Annotated in this window: 16 protein-coding genes; 11 read left to right on the forward strand and 5 right to left on the reverse strand. The window is 49.9% G+C overall.

The genetic code is table 11. From position 1 onward, the window contains the following. Nucleotides 1-172: 172 nt before the first annotated feature. The 3 genes from NT002_07015 to NT002_07025 are packed head-to-tail and all read right to left on the reverse strand — an operon-like array spanning nucleotide 173 to nucleotide 2,171. Complete coding sequence (locus tag NT002_07015; GenBank protein ID MCX6829019.1) at nucleotides 173-1,018, reverse strand: hypothetical protein; 846 nt, start codon at nucleotides 1,016-1,018, stop codon at nucleotides 173-175. Further along, on the reverse strand, nucleotides 1,015-1,590 hold the full coding sequence (locus NT002_07020; protein ID MCX6829020.1) for a zf-HC2 domain-containing protein: 576 nt from the start codon (nucleotides 1,588-1,590) through the stop codon (nucleotides 1,015-1,017). Before NT002_07020 ends, NT002_07015 begins: the two co-directional genes overlap by 4 nt. A 14-nt stretch (nucleotides 1,591-1,604) precedes the next feature. Further along, a complete protein-coding gene (locus tag NT002_07025) occupies nucleotides 1,605-2,171 on the reverse strand; it encodes an RNA polymerase sigma factor (protein ID MCX6829021.1) in 567 nt (188 codons plus the stop codon). A 588-nt stretch (nucleotides 2,172-2,759) separates the two neighbouring features. Here NT002_07025 and NT002_07030 point away from each other — a divergent pair. From NT002_07030 to NT002_07065, 8 genes are all read left to right on the forward strand, one after another. Next, nucleotides 2,760-3,635, forward strand: coding sequence for a YicC family protein (locus tag NT002_07030; GenBank protein MCX6829022.1), 876 nt, complete (start codon nucleotides 2,760-2,762; stop codon nucleotides 3,633-3,635). Between the two features lie 30 nt (nucleotides 3,636-3,665). Next, the gene (gmk, locus tag NT002_07035; GenBank protein ID MCX6829023.1) at nucleotides 3,666-4,280 is read left to right on the forward strand and encodes a guanylate kinase; all 615 of its coding nucleotides are present in this window, start codon (nucleotides 3,666-3,668) and stop codon (nucleotides 4,278-4,280) included. Nucleotides 4,281-4,304: 24 nt separating this feature from the next. Continuing rightward, nucleotides 4,305-4,529, forward strand: coding sequence for a DNA-directed RNA polymerase subunit omega (rpoZ, locus tag NT002_07040; GenBank protein ID MCX6829024.1), 225 nt, complete (start codon nucleotides 4,305-4,307; stop codon nucleotides 4,527-4,529). A gap of 22 nt (nucleotides 4,530-4,551) precedes the next feature. After that, nucleotides 4,552-6,810, forward strand: a complete 2,259-nt coding sequence (gene topA, locus NT002_07045; GenBank protein ID MCX6829025.1) for a type I DNA topoisomerase — start codon at nucleotides 4,552-4,554, stop codon at nucleotides 6,808-6,810. Nucleotides 6,811-6,864: 54 nt separating this feature from the next. Continuing rightward, on the forward strand, nucleotides 6,865-7,755 hold the full coding sequence (locus tag NT002_07050; protein ID MCX6829026.1) for a tyrosine-type recombinase/integrase: 891 nt from the start codon (nucleotides 6,865-6,867) through the stop codon (nucleotides 7,753-7,755). Between the two features lie 14 nt (nucleotides 7,756-7,769). After that, nucleotides 7,770-8,306: an ATP-dependent protease subunit HslV gene (hslV, locus tag NT002_07055; GenBank protein MCX6829027.1), complete on the forward strand. Its 537-nt coding sequence runs from the start codon at nucleotides 7,770-7,772 to the stop codon at nucleotides 8,304-8,306. Next, complete coding sequence (gene hslU / locus NT002_07060) at nucleotides 8,303-9,655, forward strand: ATP-dependent protease ATPase subunit HslU (GenBank protein ID MCX6829028.1); 1,353 nt, start codon at nucleotides 8,303-8,305, stop codon at nucleotides 9,653-9,655. The genes hslV and hslU overlap by 4 nt, the downstream gene beginning before the upstream one ends. A gap of 292 nt (nucleotides 9,656-9,947) precedes the next feature. Further along, nucleotides 9,948-12,080: a T9SS type A sorting domain-containing protein gene (locus NT002_07065; GenBank protein ID MCX6829029.1), complete on the forward strand. Its 2,133-nt coding sequence runs from the start codon at nucleotides 9,948-9,950 to the stop codon at nucleotides 12,078-12,080. 71 nt (nucleotides 12,081-12,151) lie between these two features. Here the strand turns inward: NT002_07065 and NT002_07070 are convergent, their stop codons facing one another. Continuing rightward, nucleotides 12,152-14,326, reverse strand: coding sequence for a S46 family peptidase (locus tag NT002_07070; GenBank protein ID MCX6829030.1), 2,175 nt, complete (start codon nucleotides 14,324-14,326; stop codon nucleotides 12,152-12,154). A gap of 1,213 nt (nucleotides 14,327-15,539) precedes the next feature. Then, nucleotides 15,540-16,142, reverse strand: a complete 603-nt coding sequence (gene liaF, locus NT002_07075; protein MCX6829031.1) for a cell wall-active antibiotics response protein LiaF — start codon at nucleotides 16,140-16,142, stop codon at nucleotides 15,540-15,542. A gap of 137 nt (nucleotides 16,143-16,279) precedes the next feature. Between liaF and argF the strand changes: the two genes are divergently transcribed. The 3 genes from argF (at nucleotide 16,280) to NT002_07090 (ending at nucleotide 18,612) form a co-directional block, all read left to right on the forward strand. Beyond that, nucleotides 16,280-17,182 (forward strand): ornithine carbamoyltransferase, encoded by a 903-nt coding sequence (gene argF / locus NT002_07080; protein ID MCX6829032.1) that lies wholly within the window; start codon nucleotides 16,280-16,282, stop codon nucleotides 17,180-17,182. 48 nt (nucleotides 17,183-17,230) lie between these two features. After that, nucleotides 17,231-18,091 carry a hypothetical protein gene (locus NT002_07085; GenBank protein MCX6829033.1) on the forward strand — a complete coding sequence of 287 codons (861 nt, stop codon included), beginning with the start codon at nucleotides 17,231-17,233 and terminating at the stop codon, nucleotides 18,089-18,091. Nucleotides 18,092-18,177: 86 nt separating this feature from the next. Beyond that, the gene (locus NT002_07090) at nucleotides 18,178-18,612 is read left to right on the forward strand and encodes a PaaI family thioesterase (GenBank protein ID MCX6829034.1); all 435 of its coding nucleotides are present in this window, start codon (nucleotides 18,178-18,180) and stop codon (nucleotides 18,610-18,612) included. Nucleotides 18,613-18,837: the final 225 nt, after the last annotated feature.

The raw sequence follows: 18,837 nt of genomic DNA on the forward strand, positions 1-18,837 counted from the left end.
TGCTTTATTCAACTATTTCAATCATAAATGGCACAGAAACAATGAAATAATAAAAACCATCAAAAACATGATACAAAAAGCAGCCTAAATAAATGAAAAAAAGGATATACCAATTTCCACACTAATATTGACATTACCAAAATTACCTTAGATGCAATCCGATTCGCCGGACTCAGTTCCCGGGATTGACCAGACTGGTCGTGCTGATTCGTTCACTGATGACTTTGAATGACTTGACCTCTCCGCCGCTTGTTCTGGAGCCCTCGTTCTGCGAATTATAAGTCTCCTGCTGTCGGATTATCAGCCCCTCACGATAAGCGAAGTAGATTACCCCTTTTGTGTTCACCCTCTCCAATTTGACCACCAGACTGCCGTCCTTCTCCACGCCCTGAAAGGGAAGTATCATATTCCCCTTATATTCGATTACGGCGCAGTCATATCCGCCCTCTCGGACAAAGGAGCGAACCTTATACTCCGTCTCCGCCTTCTTAACCCCTTCCTTTCTCACCAGCAGGTGAATTGTCTGACGCCAGCTGTCACCCTCTTTAACCGGCTGCTCCGGGAATACGGGGAGAGCCTGCTCGTAGTAGTTTTTATAAAAATTCAGGAGATCGGGGCTTATCGAATCGCCGGGGTAAATGTCCAATACTTTTCCATTGGTGCCCATAAGGCACTCGATAGACCATTTATGAGTGATACTATCCGCGGCGAAAGCCGACCCCGAAGGATTGGGACTATTGACAATATCGGTCAGCCTGATCCGCGCCCGTGAACTGTCGGCCGTCGAAATTACTTCCTCATATAACTTTGATCGATATGAAAGATTACTGATATTGGTCAGCTTTCCGGCATTGTCATATATTTGAGCGGAGATCTTGACCTCATTGTTGTACTGTTGCTTTTGGCCGGGTTCAAACTTGAAAGCAATTTTCGCCTCCTTCACGCCTGATCCACATCCAGCCAACAGCAGGCCCGATATCAAAACGGCAAAAGCAATTCTGGTGGAAATGCCTTTCATTTATTTCCCCAGCCCAGGTTATTCAACTGGACCATCAAAGCCAGATTGTGAGAGGCCGCGCCGGGTGCCGAAAGAATCAGCGAACCCAACAGGTCCACATCCAGATTCTGCTCGGCGCCGGCTATTTCGACTGTCGTGGTGTAATTTCCGATCAGGCGGGGATTGTATGGTTCCCGATTTTCGCCGGCAACGGCCGATATTTGCGGAGTCGTTTCCCTGCCGGTGAGTGAAAAAGAGACAGCCAGAATTAAAAGCACCGCCGCCAGCGGTATCAAATAACTGTAAAGAATATCAAGCTGCCGGCGCGGGGCATATACAATTGAAATGGTTTCCGCCTCCGCCTCATCGACTACTCTGTAAAGAATATTATTTTCCAGAGTTTCCCAGTAGATATCCCCGGGATCCGGAATGGCCAACCCTCGCAGTTTCTCCGAAAGCTTCTTTTCCGTATCGATCAAATCCCGGCAGGATGAGCAAACGCTCAGATGCTCCTCCAACTGAATCCGATCAGCCTCGGCCAATTCTCCCGAAATGTAATCAAGGGAATAAAATTCTACCTGACGGCAGTTCATCTTCTTTCCTCATTTCATCTAAGCTTCTTTGCCAGCCATTTTCGCAATTTGAGTCTGGCAATGTGCAAATTCGATCGGACCGTCGCCTCCGGGCAATCCAAAGCCACGGCTACTTCCTCCATGGTATACCCTTCCACATCATGCAGGATAACCGTTATTTTTTGCCTCGGCGGCAAAAGGCTTATCGCCCGATTTATGACTTCCGACAGCTCCTCATTTTCCAAAGCCCGGTCGGGGGCGACGATTTTGTCGGCCAGTTGCACCTGAACCGATGGCACCATCTCCTCGTCGTCCTCTACCGAAACAAATCTTTTTTGCCGCTTCCGGATTAAATCGATGGCATAGTTGGTGGCGATTCTCAGGATAAAACTGGAGAAAAAGTCAGCCGATCTCAGCTGATTCCGTTTCTCATATATTCTCACGAAAGTCTCCTGAGTCACCTCATCCGCATCCAGATGATTCTCCAGCATCCGGAAAGCCAGCGAATAAACCTTCTTCTTATACCTCCTGACCAGTTCGGTGAAAGCCTCGTGGTCACCCTTGGTAAAATCATGTACCAGATCCCTTAATTCTTTATTCATATGGACCCGGTAAAACTAATGGCCATCATTATGACGCTTCTAACCCGCACCTGTTTAAAAGAAATTGTTTGACTGTTTTCCGCCCCAAGATTATACTTTGCCCCGCTGATGTCAACCTTTTTTTGGACAATAGGTTGGGGGAAGCCCGAGACAAATCAGGCAGGGCGCTGTCTGGATCCATGTTTGGATCGCGGATTTGTTCCGGTGACTCCGACATAGCAGTTTTTGGTATCCAGGAGTATTGGCAATTATGAGTTCCACCCCGAGATATCAACTCGATGCGGTGGCAGGAATCCCGGCAACTTTCCGCAGTCTCGGGATGGCTTTCTGAGCCAGTATCACTATCGCCATTTTCAACTATTGCCAGGTGGCTGACCCAATTAATGGGAACAACGAAGTTGAAGTCTCCATTTTTGGCTCTCGTTCCGCATGCAGTTCCAATCTGGTTGTGACCAGAACCACCATATTAATGGGGCCTGCGTGGCAATATCCTTGCCCAAAATGAACAATCAGTTGGTTAAAAGGTTGACAAATTACTTTTTCGACGTATTTTAACAGGCTGATTTTCTTTAGCCGAGATTTTTGTTTATGAACTCAATGACCGGATATGGTAAGGCCGATTATAGAACGAGCAAGCTGGCGATTTCTGTTGAAGTTGCCTCCGTCAACAATCGCTTCCTTGAGTATTATTTCCGTCTTCCCAAACAACTGATGTTCTTTGAGCCGAAGGTCAAAGAACTGGTTGCCACCCGTCTGAACCGGGGGAAAGTGAACCTGACATTAAACTATGAGGATTACGGTTTCGGTATCGACCGGCTGAGCGTGAGCGCCAATCTGGCCGATGAAATCTATCGCCAGCTGGCTCAACTGAAGAAAAAATACAAGCTGGCCGGTGAAATTGAAATCGGCCATTTTATGTCTTTCCAGGATATTTTTAAGGTCGAAAAGATCAATGACCTGGAAAAGAAAATCTGGCCTCTGATGAGCAAAGCTATCAATCGGGCTCTCGATGAACTCATTACCATGCGCGAGCGGGAGGGTGCCAATCTCCGCAAAGATATCCTGCTGCGGCTGAAACTTCTCACCGGAACCATAGACAGAATTGAAAAATCGTCCCCGGAAAATCTTGCCGCTTATCGCGAGAAGCTGGCACAGAGAATAAAAGAAGTTCTGGACAACAGAATCATTGAGGGCGCGCGTTTAGAGGAAGAGGTAGCCTATCTTGCCGAACGGGCCGATATCACCGAGGAGTGTGTGCGTTTCAAGAGCCACCTTAAACAGTTTGTGGCCGATGTAAAAAGCAATGGCCCGGTAGGGAAGAGGCTCAATTTCATCCTCCAGGAACTGAATCGCGAGGCCAATACGATCGGCTCTAAGGTGGCCGGCGCCGGCATCGCCCGGATGGCGATGGAGCTTAAAGAGGAAATCGAGAAAATTCGCGAACAGGTTCAAAACATAGAGTAGGATAAGAGCGCTTTCCAGGCTCCTTAAAAAATGAAGAAAAAGGGCAAAATTGTAATCATTTCCTCCCCCTCCGGAGGCGGCAAGAGTTCTATTTGCCGGAAACTTCTGGCTCGCAATAAGAAAAATGGCTGGAAATTCTCGATTTCGGTGACCACCAGGCCAAAACGGGCCAACGAAAAGAACGGCCGCGAATACCAGTTCGTGACTTATCCGGCATTTGTGGCTTTAAAAAATCGAAAAGAATTTGCCGAATCCTGCCAGGTGCATCGGTTTTATTATGGAACGCCCAGAAAGCCTCTGGATGACACCTTGGCGCGGGGCGGCGTGATTCTGCTCGATGTCGATGTCAAAGGGGCATTTAAGCTTAAGGAAAAATACCCCACGGCGGCGATGATCTTCATCCTTCCCCCCGGCCGGAAAGAACTGGTCAGGCGATTAAAGCAGCGGGGGACTGAAGACGATAAGCATTTAAGAATCCGTCGCAGAAGAGCCTTAAGCGAAATGAAGCTGTACAAAAAATTCGAATACGTTATCATTAATGAAGATATGGATACAGCAGTCAACGAGGTGGAAATGATTGTCAGATCCTTGCATTGTCGCCTCGATAATTTAAATCAGGAACAAATAAAGCGCATTGTCGGTTAAGAACTTGAACTTATAGGAGGAGTCATGGTTAAGACGGCTTTTAGTGAATTGGATAAAGTGACCAAAAATCGTTATGAAGCAGTGCTTCTGGCCGCCCAGCGGGCGCGCCAGATAAACTCTCTCCGTCTGGCTCAGTTGGAGCGGATGGCCGAGGAAAATGTCACCATTGACGGCCGCAAGGTAACCAGCCTGGCGCTGCAGGATCTGGTGGCCGGAAAAGTCAAGTTCAGACGCCGCATCACCGAATAAGAATAGAAAGCAAGCAACTGATATGGCCAAGAATCTGTTAATCGTAGAGTCGCCGGCTAAGTCCCGCACTCTTAAAAAATTCCTCGGGCGAAATTTCGAAATTCTGCCGACTATCGGCCATATCAGGGATCTCCCCAAATCCAAACTCGGCGTTGACACCGACGATGATTTCAAAGTTGACTATGTCATCATCAAGGGAAAAGAAAAAGTAATCAAGAAGCTGCAGGAATCCGCCAGGAAATCCGAAAAAGTCTATCTGGCGCCCGATCCTGACCGCGAGGGTGAAGCGATTGCCTGGCACGTGGCTAGCCAGTTGAAAGGGGTCAAGAATATTGTCCGCGTCACTTTCAACGAGATTACCAAACAGGCGGTCCTGGCCGCCATGGAAGATACCCGCGAGATTGATATGAATCTGGTCGATGCCCAGCAGGCGCGGCGCGTTCTGGATCGTCTGGTGGGATACAAAATTTCGCCCTTTCTCTGGAAGACTGTGGCTCGGGGATTATCCGCCGGGCGGGTACAATCGGTGGCGCTTCGAATTATCTGTGAACGGGAAGCCGAAATTGAAGCCTTTGTCATCGAAGAATATTGGGAAATCGAAGCCCTTCTGGCCGACAAGTCCGATGCCCGGCTTCTCTGCAAACTGACCAGAATTGATGACGCCAAGGCGGAAATTAAAACGGGGGCGGAAGCCAATGCGGTTTCCGAGGAACTGAAGCAGGCAATATTTAAAGTTGAGTCGGTCAAAAATTCTCAGAAGATACGAAAATCATCGCCGCCATTTATTACCAGTACACTTCAACAAGAAGCCGCCCGGGCGCTTTATTTTTCGCCCAAGAAAACCATGATGGTTGCTCAGCAACTTTATGAAGGTGTTGACCTTGGCGAGGAAGGCCCGACCGGTTTGATCACCTACATGCGTACCGATTCGATCCGGGTGGCCGAAAGCGCCATAAGCGCGGTCAGAGAATATATCAAAAATAATTTTGGAAACCCATACCTCCCCAAGACAGCTTTCAAATATTCCGCCCGCAAGGGGAGTCAGGATGCGCACGAGGCAATCCGCCCTACTTATCTTGATCATCCGCCGGAGAAAATCAAAAAATATCTGACTAAAGACCAACTACGACTATATACTCTCATCTGGAACCGGTTGGTCGCCAGCCAGATGACGTCGGCTGTCTATGATGCCACCGATGTCGATATTTCCTCCGGCCGGTATCTTTTCCATGCCCATGCCCAGAGTTTGAAATTCGATGGTTTTCTCAAGGTCTATCAGGAAGCCAAGGAAAATGAACAGAACGGCGAAAACGGTCTGGTCGATTTGATTCCGGACTTAAAAGCCGGCGACACTCTGCATCCGGTCGAAATAAAACCCTCCCAGCATTTCACCAAACCGCCCGGTCGTTTTACCGAAGCGATGCTGGTCAAGACCCTGGAAGCCGATGGCATCGGACGTCCCTCGACCTACGCCGCCATCATTTCCACGCTCATGGATCGGAAATATGTCGAGTCGAAAGAGAGAAAACTATTTCCCACCGAACTGGGAAAAACGGTCAGCAAAATACTGGTCATGAGTTTTCCGACATTGTTTGATATTAAATTTACCGCCAAAATGGAAACCGAACTGGACCAAATCGAGACGGGAAAAGAAATCTGGACAAAGGTAATCAAGGATTTTTATCTCCCCTTCAACGCCGTTTTGGGGAAACTTTCCAAAAAGGAAAAAGAGATAAAGGCTTCAATTACCGAGGCGACCAGCGAAAAATGCGAAAACTGCGGCTCCCCGATGGTTATCAAGTGGGGAAGAAACGGTCGCTTTCTCGCCTGCTCCGCCTACCCGGAATGCAAAACCACCCGTCCCCTGGAACCTCAGCCGGAATCCCCTGCGACCGATCTGAAATGCACTAAATGCGGCTCGCCGATGGTTGTCAAGAGCGGCCGTTTCGGACGATTTCTGGCCTGCTCAGCCTACCCCGCCTGCAAGACCACACTGCCTCTTCCGACCGGAGTCAAATGCCCCAAAGATGGATGCGGCGGTGATGTTGTCCAGAAACAATCGCGAAACAAGAGAGTTTTTTACGGCTGCTCCAATTATCCCAAGTGCGATTTTGTCAGCTGGGATAAACCGGTCAACCAGCCCTGTCCCGCCTGTAGTCGCAGCTACCTGGTCGAAAAATTCACGCAGAAAAGCGGCGCCTATCTTTATTGCCCCGCCTGTAAGCATAAAGTCAGCAGCGAAAAACAGGAAACCGATACACCCGCCGCCGTATCCTCCTGATAGTCCATTCCAGTTTTAGTTGACCTTACCCCCGCTTTGGGGTATCATTATACCATGCTTAAGAAAGCATTTGCCGACTATCTGAAATTTTTATCGGAGCGAAGAAGGCTCGCGCCCGGTTCGGTGGCCACCTATCGCAATAATCTGAAACCGTGGCTGGAGTTTCTGGAAAGTGAATATGATAAGACAGCCCCCGATCCCAAAGTCAATACCATCTTACTGCGGAAATTCCTGGCACGGCGCCGGGAGGAGATGGTTTCGGTCAGAACCCTGGCCGGATTCATTTCTGCTCTGGCGGGATTTCAGCGGTTTCTGGCGCTCGACAAAAAAATCCGCCCCTATCTCTGCAAATTGAGCAAATTGAAATATACCGAGAAAATCCCCGATTTCCTTTCCCAGAAAGAGGCCGAGGAGCTTTCGGAGTTTCTTATTAAAGACAATTATCTGGGTTGGCGCGATTATATGATGGTTTCGCTTTTTTATCTTTCCGGAATTCGCCGGGCGGAAATGGCCGCTCTAAGACTTTCCGATATTGATTTTCAGGCGCGCACTATGGACGTCCTCGGCAAAGGGAATAAACACAGAATGGTGCCTTATGGCGATGCTTTCGATAACGAATTGAAAAGATATCTCGAGAGAAGAGAGGAGTTTGTTGCTTCCCGACCCGACCATGGCGGATACATTTTCCTTAATTACATAGGGGAACCGTTGACCGTCCGATCGGTTGATCGGATCGTCAAGAAATATTGTGCCCGTCTGGGGAAACGGGTGACCCCCCACATGCTTCGCCACAGCTTTGCCACCCATCTTCTCGAAAATGGCGCCGATATCCTGGCAATAAAAGAAATGCTCGGTCACAGCTCACTGGCCACGACGCAGAAATACACCCATGTGACCACCGAGCAGTTGAAGGCGGTTTATAACAAAGCCCATCCGCGGGCATAAGAAAGAGAATGCATATGAGAATAGAAGGGACGACAATTTTAGGCTTGAGGTACAAAGGGACCGTGGCGATGGCCGGTGACGGCCAGATCACTTTTGGAGATACCATAATGAAAGCAAAAGCGGTGAAGATTCGGCGTCTGTATAACGACAGGATTCTGGCCGGCTTTGCCGGCGCCGCCGCCGATGCGCTGGCCCTCTTTGAGCGATTCGAAACCAAGATTGAAGAGTTTTCCGGCAATCTTCCCCGCGCCGCAGTGGAGCTGGCCAAAGATTGGCGCACTGACAAGTACCTTCAGAAGCTGGAGGCGCTGCTGGCGGTCGCCGATACAAAGCATTCGCTCCTGATTGCCGGCACCGGTGAAGTGGTGGAGCCCGATGACGGTATCCTTGCCATCGGCTCGGGAGGAGCATATGCCCTGGCCGCCGCACGGGCCATTATTGCCACCAAATCCCAGATGACCGCCGAGGAGATTGCCCGCAAGGCTCTGGAAATCGCCTCGGAAATCTGTGTCTATACCAATGACCACATAACCGTGGAAAGTATTAAATGATTAATAGAGATTATCGAACCCCCAAGGAAATCGTCGAGCATTTGGATAAATATATTATCGGGCAGGATAAGGCCAAACGCTCGGTGGCCATCGCCCTGCGCAACCGCTGGCGGAGAAAAGCGGCGCCTGATGATATCCGCAGGGAAATTCTCCCCAATAATATCCTGATGATCGGTCCTACCGGTGTCGGCAAAACCGAAATCGCTCGTCGGCTGGCGGAGATGGCCGGGGCGCCGTTCCTCAAAGTCGAAGCCTCCAAATTCACCGAGGTCGGGTATGTTGGGCGTGATGTCGAGTCAATGGTGCGCGATCTGGTCGATCTGGCCGTCAATATGGTCAAGCAGGAGAAATCCGAGCTGGTTCTCGAGAAAGCGGCCGAGAATGTTAATGAGAGACTGCTTGACCTGCTCCTTCCCGAACCGCCCAGGCAGCGCACCCCGGGACAGGAGATACCGGAGGAACCCAAACCCGATACAGGTACGCGCGAAAAACTGCGCGATAAACTTCTGGCTGGAAAATTGGAGGATCGTTCCATTGAGATCGAAGCGCCTCAGGATCGATTTCCGGTCGTGGAAATTTTCTCCCCGATGGGAATGGAAGAGCTGGGGATCAATTTTCAGGAGATGTTTTCCGGATTGATGCCCAAAAAAACGAAGCGGCGCAAATTGACCATTGCCGAAGCGCGGAAATTCCTTCACTCGGAAGAGCTTTCCAAGCTGGTCAATTTGGATGATGTTATCGCCGATGCGCTGGAACGGGTACAGGAGTCGGGTATTATCTTTGTCGATGAAATCGACAAGGTCGTTGGCGAGAAAACCAAAGTCGGTCCCGATGTTTCCCGCGAGGGAGTGCAGCGAGATATTCTCCCCATCGTCGAGGGGTCGGTCGTGATGACCAAGTACGGCATGGTGACCACCGAGCATGTTCTGTTCATTGCCGCCGGGGCGTTCCATTCCTCCAAGCCGTCGGACTTGATTCCGGAACTTCAGGGACGGTTCCCGATAAGGGTGGAATTGGAATCATTGACGGCAGCTGATTTCGTAAGAATTCTCTCCGAGCCGAAAAATGCGCTGGTCAAACAGTACACGGCGTTGATGTCGTCTGAGGGAGTGAAACTGACTTTCACCGATGATGCTCTCCGCCGCATCGCCGAGATTGCTGAGATAGTTAACACCAATACCGAAAATATCGGCGCCCGTCGCCTGCATACTATTATGAGCACGCTTCTCGAAGATATCATGTTTGATTCGCCCGACGGCAAGAAAGCGTTCAGGATTACTCGGGAATTGGTGGAGAAACGACTCAAAGATATAATTGTTGATGAAGACCTGAGCCGGTATATACTATGATAATCCGTCCCGCATTGCACGACATTTAATAGGGAATACGCCGGAAGTAATCCGGCGGCTTTTGCATTTTGCCTTCAGCGGGGCTTTAATGGAGTAGCCTATCTCCAACCTGTAATTTGGTTATCAATTGGCTTTATCTGCCGATATGGATGTCCAAAGGGTATAATCGTAAAATGGCATGATGCCCTTGATGAAAATAGGAGGAAGTATTGAAACATGGATTCGACTGAGGGCAAAAATCCGCTCTCGAAAAACCAACCAACCAACACCTAAACATTCACATGGGGTAAGTATGAATCACCGTAAATGGTCTGGAATATTCGGCCTGCTAATCACGGCAATCTTTGCCATCCAGCCGGGAATTGCCGCCACCGACTATGTCGTTATCTCCGTTAATGGCGACACTTCTGCAACCAGCGCTTTTCAGGGTGATGCTATCGGCTGGAGTGCCGACTGTGCAATTGGCTCCGCAATCCAATGGGAAATATATTTGGATATCGATTCCAACAATAGCATCGATATTGGAAGCGACAAGCTGCTTTATAATTTCACCACCGTTGACGGCGACATCTCCGGCAATAACGGGCCGGGCGACAGCGATCCGAATCCGGATGGCATGATAGTTGTCTCGCCGCTGATCCTGGGCTTTGCTCCTGGATATTATATGATGAGTGGTACGGACACAAGCGATGGCGTCGGGGCCGAGGATTGGTTCGCCATGAATGCCCTCTTATCGCCGCCGAATATGTTTACCGGCCACGTTACCGTTCCGGGTTATCCCGCCCCCGATGCTTTTTTGAAAAATATCTGGATAGCTGCGGAAAGCCAGGGTGCGGGTATGCAGATGTGGACCGGATTGACCGACGACAACGGCTATTTCGAGATTAATATCGGCAGTGCCGGTACCGGTTTTCCTTTCCGCATTTCCCCCGAGAATCTCCCCGGGATAGTTACTCCGGCTCCTCGAAATCTGACCGCCAACGGTCAAATTGATAATGTTGATTTCGATTATATGCTGCCTTATGATTCCGTCTATGGATTTGTCGAGGATAACGAAGGAAATTCAATCGAAAATGGATATGTCTGGGCGAGGCCTCGTTTCAGCGGTCCGGGCGAGAAAGAAACGAGTATCAACAGCGGCCGGTATGCCATTTATTTCGGCGACGCCGAATTGGGCGAATGGGAAATCGGAGTCGGAACGGAAGGATTGATTCCCGACTATATGGCTTCGCAGAATTTTACCATCAATAATTCGATCGACCACGAAATTCAACTCGACTTCACCTGCTATTTGACCGATACGGTCATATATGTTCGCGTCACCGAAATGGGCGCCGAGCCGGTTCATCCCTATCTTATTCAGTCCCAATCAGCTTTATTGCATTGCTTCACCGAGGGAGTATCCGGGATTGGCTCGAACAACCTGATTGCCCTTCGCGTCTCCTCGCTGGATCCGGATGGTTATGGAATTCAGTTGGCATTCTGGAGTGATCAATATCCGATCCCCGAAGGGTATATTATCGAAGGCGGATATATATACAATGTTGCTCCCGGCGATACCGTCACCATTAATCTTGTTACTGGAATCAAGGTACAGGATACCATACAGGTGGCTCCAACCGATCCCATTCCTGACTGGAATCAAGTCTTTGTCAATTTCTGGACGCCCGGGAAAAGCTATAATGCGACCCCCGACAACAACGGCATCTTTACCGCTTATGTTGAAAGCGGGACATATGATATTGCCGTTTATGCCCCTCGTTATCTAAGCCTTCCGGTCATGAAGACCATTCATGTCACCGCTGATACCGTCGGCGGCCTCGGTCTTCTGTTGAATTATGCTCATTGTCATTTCGGCGGACACCTGACCGGAGTCCCTCTGCCGCTCGACAGTGGCCTGATGGTCAGCGCACAAACCGCTGACTGGCCCGATGGATATCATACCTCCGGTGCCGTTGACCCTGTCACAGGTGCTTATGACATTTATGTTTGTGATGGTAGTTGGTCCATCAATCCGCCTTTTATTCCGGGATATTCCGCCCCAAGTCCGATAAATTCCGTTCTGAGTAATGACGATTGCCTGTTTGACCATGATTTTGAATATGCCACGACAGATTTGAGTGGAGATCGCACCGCTGTTCTGCCCTCGGCCATCGACCTGTCTCAAAACAGCCCGAATCCATTCAACCCGGCCACCAGTATAACCTTCGCCCTGCCGGTTCGTTCGCAGGTGGACCTGAAAGTCTATAATATTCTGGGTCAGGAAATCAAGACCCTGGTTAATGGCGAATTTGCCGCCGGTGTCCATTCTGTTGTCTGGGATGGCACCGATCAATCCGGGCATGCTGCGGCCACCGGAATTTATTTCTATCGCCTCACAGCCGGTGAGAAGACAATGATCAAGAAGATGATCCTGCTTAAGTAGCCGGATTCGCAGACTAATACAAGAGCCGTCCGGTAACTACCGGACGGCTTTATTTTTGGAAAGATTAGAACCTACTGAATGGTCAGCTCTTTCAATAATCCATCCGCATGGTACACTTTATCGATCAGGTACAGAACATAACGGATATCGACCGCGATGGTGCGGGTGATAATCGGGTCGAATCTATAATCCGAGGTCATACTCTCGTAGTTGCCGTCAAACGCCAGGCCCACCAATTCCCCCTTGCCGTTCATTACGGCGCTTCCCGAATTGCCGTTGGTAATATCATTATCCGAAAGGAAATCCACCGGCACATCGCCGGTTTCTCTATTCACATAGGGACCGAAATCCTGTGAGGCCTGCGCCATTTCCAATTCGGCCGGGGCATCGAACGGCTCCTCGCCGGTATCCTTCTCAATCACACCTTTGAGGTCGGTGACATATTTGTAATAAACGGCATCCCTCGGCTGGTATCCCATGACCGTCCCATAATTGAAACGCATCGTGCCGTTCGCGTCGGGATAAAGACGGCCGTCTTTCCATGCTTCGTACGCCGAGATCAGTTGCGGTTCGAGCTTGCTCAAGGCACCGTCAAAAGCTCGGTTGCGGTTGCGAAGCTCATCCCGGTCAACCTGCAATGCCTTGGCAAAATTCATGAAGGCATCATTCATCCCTTCAAGTTCCGCCCGTTTCATCCCGAACATCCCGAGCCGATCTTCGATTGTACCCAATTTGGTATTCGCGTATAAATAGTCTACAAAGTCCCGCGCGATTTTGTCGACATCGCCGCTTTTCCCTTCAAAGAGCTGCTCCACTGCCGCGATTTTTTGCCCTGCGGGAAGCTCATGAGCTTTCTTCAGAAAATAGAATAGCACTTCCTTGTCGGCGGACGGCACCAGATTGGTCTGACCGTCACGCAGCCATTGCTTGGTGTCGATTGTGTCCCGGTCCTGATACCCCGGCTCGCGGTCGAGGTCCTTTTTCTCTTTTTCGATGCTCCATTTATAAATCGTGGACGCAAAATAAAGAAAATCACAGCGCCACCGCATCTGGCTCAGCCAGAATTCCTTATCGCGCCAGGTCCGATGATCCTGATAAAGACTGTCCATGGCCGAGAAAGCACCGTTGTATTTCTTTTGTAGAATCGGATTGGAATTGATGAATTTCTTCAGCGAATCTTCCTGGGCGATTTTCCAGGGGAGAAGGGCCGACTTTTCGAACCCATCCATCATCCCCTGATTCTTCTTGAGAAAATTATAAATTCCCTTGAGAGTCGAGGACAGCTTGATGGCATCGGCGGAGTCTTTCGCGGCCGCCGCTTCGAGGATATGGATAACATCCAGGCGCGTCATGATATCGAGCGGATAATCATAATTAACCATCTTCTCGATGCCGTAAGAACATTCGTAGCGGCTGGTGTTGCCGGGAAATCCCATTACCATCGTAAAATCGTTCTCTTTCACTCCGGCCAACGAGATCTTAAGGAAATTCTTCGGTTTGTAGGGGATATTCGCCGTGCTGTAATCGGCCGATTTGCCGTCGGGAGCAACATAGGCCCGAAGCACCGTAAAATCGCCGGCGTGACGCGGCCACATCCAGTTGTCGGTCTCGCCGCCGTAATCGCCGATAGAACGCGGTGGCGCAAAAACCAGCCGTATATCACGCATTCTGAAATAAGTGGTCATGATATACTGCTTGCCGCCGTAGAACGCCGCAATCTGGCAACGGACATCGCGTCCTTTTTCGGCCTGCTCGATAATTTTCTTGGTCGCTTTCTCGATTGCCTGGTGACGCGCCAGTGGCGTCATTTTTGCGTTAACAGAAGAAAGGACTTTCGATGTTACATCCCCGTATCCCAGAGTGACGGAAATATTATATCCGATAGCCGGAAGCTCCTCGGCTCTGGTTTTGGCATAGAACCCTTTCTCCAGGTAATTATGTTCCAGTGTACTCTGAAGCTGTATGGCCTCAAAGGCGACATGGTGATTGGTGAAAACCAGCCCGTCGGGCGAGACAAACGGGCCCGAAGAGCCGCCGACATTGGCGATCGCATCGATCAGCGATACGCCTGACGGGTTATATATTTGTTCCGGTGAAAGCTTGAGCCCCATCGCTTTCAGGGTGTCGAACGGCAGTTGGCTGACCGTGTTCAGTGGCCACATCCCCTCGACAGCGAGAGCCGAGGTTGTCAGAGCCAGCAGGGCCGTCAACAGCAGCAGAACCGCGGTGTAGTTGCGCATTTTCATTCTCATCCTCCGATAAAACATCGCTAAGTCTAATCAATTTCCCCCCGCAAGGCAAGGGAGAAGTCAAGGTTATGCCGGGTCTTGTTTCCCTCGACGAAGTCGGGGGGAATGTGACCCGGCATATGCCCGTGCATAGCGGTAGGTCGGGTTCCGAAATTCCTCGACTGAGGAATTGAGAAACCCGACAATTTTCCTGCGCCATCACCTTAGTACGCCAGGATCCCGCCGTGCCGAGCACTCCTGGTAAACGGGTAACCCCCAGCTTGCTGGGGGACAGTACAACGACTTGTTTAAGTTTCGTAAGCCAGGCGCCCGCTGCTCCTTGTTTACTCCTTCATTCCCACTTTGCAAAATCACTATCAAACCGATGGTGATTTGGGCCTCCCACCCTCTTATAGAAAGAGTGATTATTCTTATGTCCAAGCACACAAAAAAGCTCATTGCCCAATGGCCACCATCTGACCCGGTAATCATGCCTCCGTACGCCCCCATTTCGAAAAACAAACCCAAATCAGCGACCTTGTTTCCTCCCTCCCAATCTGTTTTCTGTCATGGTTTTAACACCATTTTCCTACCCCGTATGAAACCACCCAAAAATTTCATAAAACGAAGCCAAAATTCACATCTCGCTGTGGCATATGCGTTTAGGTCGTTTTACGTTGGCTTTGCTCCCTTTCCCCACTTTCTCAAAAATTGTTATATTGTTAAGGGACAATGCATTAGACCATACTCCATTCCGCCCTGCTTCGCACATCATGGTCCGAACTCATTGGCCTCAATGCCGGAATCGTCGGGTGGCATTCCCGGGTTCCGACTTTTGTCGGAATCTGGGGATGTACTGCAACACGCAATTTCACTACAAGATCACTACAACGGAAAACAAAAATGAAGAAACGAACTCCCCCCGCCCCACCCACCCATTTCCGCCTAACCTCTTGTTCCACAAACGAAAACGCCCGCTACGTACCCGGCAGGCTTCAGTTTTGTAGGTCAAAATTCCCCCGCGATCGCCACAGGCGACCAAGTGGGGTTTTGACAATCACGCTGCCGGATCAGCGCCGCGTACATTTTAAAAATCGAAGAAACAAACCCATTTGGAATTGCCGCTTCTCGGCATTAGTGCATGCCGCCCAACGCCTTCCGCAAGTCTTGTAGGTCAAAATTCCCCCGCGGTCGCCGCAGGCGACCAAGTGGGGTTTTGACAATCACTCTTTTATTGCTCCCGAGTCACCCTTATGTCCCCAAAAGTCGTGCGCACCTCAATATCTATCTTTATCGAGGCATTTTCGTAGCCGGCGGTCTGGCTTCGCAGGTTATTGCCAATCCCCTCTGCCGATTTGCCCAGAACGTCAATGTCGCCAAACGTGTTACTGGCCGAGGCGGCCGCCTCTACTCCCGGTGGCACCAGCACCTTAATATCGCCGAACACCGATGACAGGGTTACCCTATTCACTCCCGGTTTCAGCCTTCCTCCGGTCAGGTCGATTTTGGTGTCGCCGAAAACCATGAAACTGGTGAGGCCATCTATTTCCATATCTTTGGCCTCAATCCGGGTATCGCCGAAAGTCCGGTCAAACTTGCTTCCCATGCGTGAAATCCCGTCACTGGAAACATTGATAACAATATCCCCCCAATGCCCATGTCCGCGGAAATAGAGCGTCAGGATATAGAGCCCCAGAATAATCAGCGCTGCCGGCCAGACATGAGAGATCATCCGTTTCGCCGAATAGTCAATGATTTCCAGATTGGCCAGAAGCAGTAAGGTTCCTATGATCAGAATTAAAAATCCCCAGAAAATTCGATTTCGATATATCATGGTTCCTCCATTTCAAAAGCGATACGATTTGCCAATGATATATGTTTCAAATGTGATATGTCAATCCAATCCCCTTGACATATGGGGGTCGGCGATATTATTTCTCTAAATTTTTTGAAATTAAGAAAGGAGTATATATGCCGCGCTCATTAACCGAAATAGTCGATCTTTCCACCGCAGAAGTCCAGGAAGTATTCGATTTATGTGCTGAGATGAAAAAGGGCAAAATCGCCCCGAAACCGCTGGCCGGGAAATCGGTCGCCTGCATTTTCACCAAACCATCCCTCCGCACCCGAATCTCTTTTGAGGTCGGTATCAACCAGTTGGGCGGACACCCTATCTATGTCACCGACCCCGAAATCCAGCTCGGTCGCCGCGAATCGATTGCCGATGCTGCCCGGGTTCTCTCCCGCTATGTCGGCCTGATCATGATTCGCACTTCCGCCCATTCCGATGTCACCGAATTGGCTAAATATGCCTCGGTACCAGTGGTCAACGGGCTGACCGACCTTGTTCATCCCTGCCAGATTCTCGGCGATTATTTTACCATTCTGGAACATATGAAGAAGGATGTTTATAAAGTCGCCTATCTCGGTGATGGGAACAATGTTGCCAATAGCTGGCTGAACCTGGCCTACCGGATTCCGCTCGACCTTCGAATAGGCACCGCAGTGGAAACTCCGCCCGATAAGAATATACTGGAGAGAGCCTTAACCAATAAAAAGAGCCGAATACTGGTCACCAGCGATCCTAAAGAAGCGGTTCGGGATGCCGATGTTATCTATACTGATGTCTGGGCCTCTATGGGCCAAAAAGACAAACAGAAAGAGAAGGCAGAACTATTAGCTAAATATCAGATTAACACGGCATTGTTGGCCGGAGCCAGTCCCGACTGTCTGGTCATGCACTGCCTGCCCGCCGAACGGGGACGCGAGATCACCGATGAGGTCATGGATGGGCCGCACTCGGTCGTGTTCGACGAGGCGGAAAACAGGCTGCATATCCAGAAAGCGATCATGACTTTCCTGCTCCAACATTGAGTTTGCGGGCCGGTCCCGGTCAAAGAACGCCACGAAAGGAGAAGCGAAATGCGCTTTAGAACAGTTCTTCCGGGATTGGGCCTGGTGGTTTTGGCGGCCATTATGTTTTGGGCGGCCGGATGTTCCGATGAGAAGAGTCCGATCAGCCCTATTAATTATGGCTCATTGACTGATCCCGATTTTATCATGGTTCAGGATCAGGTTAATGACTATCTGGATTCATCCATGGAGTATTTTTCGGCCGGTTTGGGCAATATCTCCAAGCTTCCGAGTGATACGGGGAAAATCCGTAACCAGTACGGCCCGATGAATCCCGAGGACACGGTGGCCTATGCTTATCTGAATGGCTGGCATATTGTCTATGTTTCCCGGTCCAATTTCCGTTTCACCGACCGCTTCATGGATTCGGTGCAGTTTATGAATAACTCCGAGCCGATCCAGAACCCCGCCGGGCTGGATTATATGCACTATATCCGCCACTGGAATTTTGCCAATCGTGATACCACTATCACGCATGCCAATCTGGGCGGCGGCATTGATCTGGAATTCAGCGGTCTTGACGGCAATGTCGCTACGATCAATGGCACCAAGAATCTCCTTGCGGAGTGGATTTATTTGTCGAATGATACTACCCTCAGAGCCTTCCACGATATGGATGTCCGGGTGAATGATGTCACCGTTCAGAAATCGCCCGATTACGGGTGGTCTAGTGGCTGCCCAACCGGCGGATCGGTGAACATGGATATCAATCAGTCGTATATCCTTAATGTCGGTGCCGGCCCTGATCTGCATGTGAAAGCCTGGCAGGTCACTGTCACATTCAACGATGGTGTCGCCGCGGTTAGGGTCGTCAGCGCTGGCACTGTCTGGAGCTATACCAAGACGGTATGCACGCCGCCCAGCTCCTGATAAACTATCGATGTTTGATAAAGCCCGCCCCCGGCGGGCTTTATTGTTTTCTTGACACATCTTCCAAAAGACATTTATTTCCCTTTATGAAAGAGATTGCCAAATATTCCGGTTGCTTTGTCTGCGGTGATAAGAATGATTTCGGTCTCAAGGCCAAATTCTATTTTCGGGATAACAAGGCGGTTACCGAATGTGTCGCCCAAAGGCATTTTGAGGGGTATCATGATTTCTATCATGGGGGTATCACGGCCGCCTTGCTCGATGAGGTGATGATTAAGGCCCTCATGGCCAGAGATATTCCTGCTATGACCGTGGAATTGACCGTCCGATATCACAAGGCCGTTGTGATAGGACAGAAACTTCTTTTAACGGGGTATCTCGAGCACCAACGGGGGCGTCTGTATCTGACCCGCGGGGAGGCTAAGCTGGAAAGCGGTGAGATAGTTGCCTCGGCTACCGGCAAGTACCTCCGGGTTAGAAGAGACATGGAATCCAGATTGCAGGAATCCCCTGAGGGCTGAGCAAAGGGTGGTGTAAATCAGATCAACCTTAGTGCCGAGAAAGATATTTCGGGTAAATCAGTCGCCGGAAGTGCCAAACTTATAATGGGTAATGTCAATATTAGTGTGGAAATTGGTATATCCTTTTTTTCATTTATTTAGGCTGCTTTTTGTATCATGTTTTTGATGGTTTTTATTATTTCATTGTTTCTGTGCCATTTATGATTGAAATAGTTGAATAAAGCA

This window comes from Candidatus Zixiibacteriota bacterium, from assembly GCA_026397505.1.
In the GTDB taxonomy this organism is placed as follows: Bacteria; Zixibacteria; MSB-5A5; order GN15; family PGXB01; genus JAPLUR01.

Excerpts from the sequence above, each read along its gene's own strand:
- gmk (MCX6829023.1), top strand. The coding sequence starts at position 3,666 with ATGAAGAAAAAGGGCAAAATTGTAATCATTTCCTCCCCCTCCGGAGGC.
- NT002_07050 (MCX6829026.1), top strand. The coding sequence starts at position 6,865 with ATGCTTAAGAAAGCATTTGCCGACTATCTGAAATTTTTATCGGAGCGA.
- rpoZ (MCX6829024.1), top strand. The coding sequence starts at position 4,305 with ATGGTTAAGACGGCTTTTAGTGAATTGGATAAAGTGACCAAAAATCGT.
- hslU (MCX6829028.1), top strand. The coding sequence starts at position 8,303 with ATGATTAATAGAGATTATCGAACCCCCAAGGAAATCGTCGAGCATTTG.
- NT002_07070 (MCX6829030.1), bottom strand. The coding sequence starts at position 14,326 with ATGAAAATGCGCAACTACACCGCGGTTCTGCTGCTGTTGACGGCCCTG.
- liaF (MCX6829031.1), bottom strand. The coding sequence starts at position 16,142 with ATGATATATCGAAATCGAATTTTCTGGGGATTTTTAATTCTGATCATA.
- NT002_07085 (MCX6829033.1), top strand. The coding sequence starts at position 17,231 with ATGCGCTTTAGAACAGTTCTTCCGGGATTGGGCCTGGTGGTTTTGGCG.
- NT002_07030 (MCX6829022.1), top strand. The coding sequence starts at position 2,760 with ATGAACTCAATGACCGGATATGGTAAGGCCGATTATAGAACGAGCAAG.
- NT002_07065 (MCX6829029.1), top strand. The coding sequence starts at position 9,948 with ATGAATCACCGTAAATGGTCTGGAATATTCGGCCTGCTAATCACGGCA.
- NT002_07090 (MCX6829034.1), top strand. The coding sequence starts at position 18,178 with ATGAAAGAGATTGCCAAATATTCCGGTTGCTTTGTCTGCGGTGATAAG.
- NT002_07025 (MCX6829021.1), bottom strand. The coding sequence starts at position 2,171 with ATGAATAAAGAATTAAGGGATCTGGTACATGATTTTACCAAGGGTGAC.
- NT002_07020 (MCX6829020.1), bottom strand. The coding sequence starts at position 1,590 with ATGAACTGCCGTCAGGTAGAATTTTATTCCCTTGATTACATTTCGGGA.
- NT002_07015 (MCX6829019.1), bottom strand. The coding sequence starts at position 1,018 with ATGAAAGGCATTTCCACCAGAATTGCTTTTGCCGTTTTGATATCGGGC.
- topA (MCX6829025.1), top strand. The coding sequence starts at position 4,552 with ATGGCCAAGAATCTGTTAATCGTAGAGTCGCCGGCTAAGTCCCGCACT.
- argF (MCX6829032.1), top strand. The coding sequence starts at position 16,280 with ATGCCGCGCTCATTAACCGAAATAGTCGATCTTTCCACCGCAGAAGTC.
- hslV (MCX6829027.1), top strand. The coding sequence starts at position 7,770 with ATGAGAATAGAAGGGACGACAATTTTAGGCTTGAGGTACAAAGGGACC.